General features: G+C 41.3%; 1 protein-coding gene. It reads left to right on the top strand.

Annotation, left to right across the window (positions count from 1 at the left end; genetic code table 11):
• Positions 1-141: 141 nt before the first annotated feature.
• Complete coding sequence (locus tag P20480_RS15550; RefSeq protein WP_008126957.1) at positions 142-3126, top strand: Tn3-like element ISKox2 family transposase; 2985 nt, start codon at positions 142-144, stop codon at positions 3124-3126.
• Positions 3127-3215: the final 89 nt, after the last annotated feature.

Raw genomic sequence — 3215 nt, 5'->3', positions numbered from 1 at the left:
TTTGGGGTTCTAGGGATTTTCCCCTCTAAAGTAACATAAATCGCCATACTCACCATATTTAAAGGCATACAAAGGTGGGTTACTTCTCCAAAGTATGGCAAATTATGAGGTTAACAACCCCTTAAACTTAATTTAATTCCTATGGCTATAAAAAACGAACTATCAATTCTTACCAAAGCTGAGCAGCTTGATCTATATTCTCCGCCGCTATTATCACTTGAACAACAACGATTGTATTTTACGCCAAACGAGATCGAGTTAACAGAGTTGAAAAGTATTCGCCTAAGGAACCACCGATGCTATTTCATTGCGTTATTAGGGTATTTTAAGTCTAAGCCTGTGATTCTTTCACCTAGCTTTAACCTCATCTTTGACGATATGCAGTTTATTTCAACGCAAGTTCAAGGAGGCAAAGGGATCAGGCCTTTCAGCATTAATAAGATGCAGCGTGACCGTATATATCAAAGAATACTGAGGTTATTAAACTATCAGAAATGGGACGAAAGTCTGCACTTTGCGCCGCTGTACGAACATCTTGTTATGGTCGGCAAAGCTTGGCTTGAGCCTCGTTATCTATTCGATGCAGCCGCTGAATATCTAGCAACGCATAGAATTGCCATCCCTAAATATACTGTCTTACAAAAGCTTATCAGTCGTGTTATCCAACAGGTCAAGAAGGCGTTAAATAATAAGCTTCGTATTCATGTTTCATCTGAACTACACGGATTTCTAAATACTATTATCGATGACAAAGATGGGCTCTCCTTAAGCCAGCTTCGAGCCGGTGCAAAAAGCGTTATGGTGACAGAGCTAAAAAAAGAACTGACGGTGTATCATCAGTTACAGCCTTATACAAGACAGATTGATAATGCTGTTAAGGGCTTAGCCTTATCGTCTAAAAACCAACAACACTTCGGTGAAATGGTGGATTATTATGGCAGTAAACTAAAACGCTTTAAGCGTCCACAGCAACACCTATGGTTGCTGTGTTTTCTGACTCAACGCATACGGCAAAGCCTAGAGCGATTGGCTGATGGGTTTATTCATCATATCCGTAAACAACAAGAAGCTGCGCATGCGTTTGCCCAACAGGCAGTGTTTGACTCATGGAGGTCAGCTGCAGACAATGTCACCAAAGCCGCAGAATTACTGCATCTGTTTGTTGATGACAGTATCGACGATAATCAACCATTTGCAACGGTTAGGCAACAAGCATTAAGTGTAATGAATAACCAAGATATAGAAACGCTATGCCTGTACTTAAAAAAGCAAAAACGCACGGTAGAAGAATATCAATGGCAATATTATGATGATCAAAACGGGTTAATTGAGCAGTTATTAAGGCCCGTGTTTCTATGTCTTGAATGCCAAGCAGGTAAAGGCTCAGAAGCATTAGTGACCCAGCTCAAAACCACAAAAACAGAACTATTAGCAGGTAATACATTGCAAACAATGGATAGTACACTTATCCAACAAAAACATCGTCCATGGTTAATTAACAAGGATGTTGTTCATCCACAGCGATACGAATGGTTGCTTTACCGTCAACTGGCTTCTCGGCTTAATGGTCGAATTTACTTATCAAACGTCACTAAATATCGTGCGCTAGAAGACGACTTAATTGCATCGTCAATACAGCCTGATCTATTGGCATCATCAACATTGGAAAAGCTAAAGCAGCCGATTCAGAAGCTACTGCAAGTAAAACAAATACGCTTAACAACATCCCTAGAAGATGTTGCTCGTCACATTGATAATGGTGATAACCGCAATGTGATCATGAAGAGCCGAAGTGGCACACGATGGCGACTGCCAGTTAAAGGCTCCCAATCACTTGTCAACAACCCTTTCTTTAAACAAATGATCCCCGTCAGTATTGCTGATGTGTTGCGTTATGTTGAACAAGAAACCAACTTTATGCAATGCTTCGCACACGTGCTGCCAATACAAAAACAAGTAGGCGCCAATCAGGATGATTTATTGGCTATTCTAATTGCGAATGCGACACATCGCGGCGTATATGGGATGGCACAAATATCTGATCGCAGTTATGAGCATCTAAGCACTATACAAGCTAATTATATTAGGCCTGAAACCTTGCAAGAGGCTAGTGATATCATCAATAACGCAGTAGCGGCACTCCCTATTTTCCGCCACTATCACATCCAAGAAGACGTCCTGCACGCCAGTACCGATGGGCAAAAATTTGAAACTCACCTTGAGACTTTTAAAACTCGCTACTCCTCGAAATACTTCGGCACCAACAAAGGTATTACGGCCATGACGTTAGTTGCCAATCATAGTGCGTTAAATGCCCGTATCATAGGATCTAATGAGCATGAGTCCCATTATATTTACGACTTACTACAATCTAATACTAGTGATCTTAAGCCAGATGTCCTCTCAACCGACACCCATGGTGTTAATCATGTTAATTATGCCTTATTGGATTTATGCGGTTATAGTTTTGCGCCTAGGTATGCTCAGTTCACCAGTGTGATCAATGACCTATTTAACGTAACTGAAAGCGACGACGGAAACACGCATCTGGCGCTGAAAAAGCCGATAAAAATGAATGTGATTGAAGAAGGCTGGCAGGATATTCAGCGTATTGTGTTATCCCTTCAAGAAAAACGCACAACACAGGCATTGCTAGTACGCAAATTATCTGGTTATCCATCTAGACACCCTATATTACAAGCATTAACGGAATATAATAGGCTCATCAAAGCCCAATATTTACTTGATTATATTGATGATGCAAGTCTGCGCCAATATGTTCAACGAGCACTGAACCGAGGCGAAGCCTGGCATTTCCTCAGGCGAGCTATTGCATCGGTCAATCGTGACCAGTTCCGTGGAAAAAACGAATCAGAAATAGTCGTCTGGAACGAGTGTGCCCGTTTGACGGCAAATGCTATTATCTACTTTAACTCGATGATCCTAAGTCATCTATTACTGCACTTTGAAGAAGTTGGTGACGAGGAAAAAGCAGCAATAACTCGACAAGTATCACCCGTTGCATGGCAGAACATTAATCTGAGCGGCACTTATCAGTTCGCTAGTAACCGCAAACTACCTGATTTACAGGAAATAACTAGGCCTATTGTTGAAAATGAAGTCTAAAATGAAAGGTAACCCAGCTCCACAAGCCATTAACTGCGAGGGTTGTGGCGATTTATGTTACTTTAGAGGGGAAAATCCCTAGAACCCCT

Origin of the sequence: Pseudoalteromonas sp. BSi20480 (genome assembly GCF_000241365.1) — a bacterium.
GTDB lineage: Bacteria > Pseudomonadota > Gammaproteobacteria > Enterobacterales > Alteromonadaceae > Pseudoalteromonas > Pseudoalteromonas marina.
This window is presented reverse-complemented; position numbering and strand designations above follow the sequence as displayed.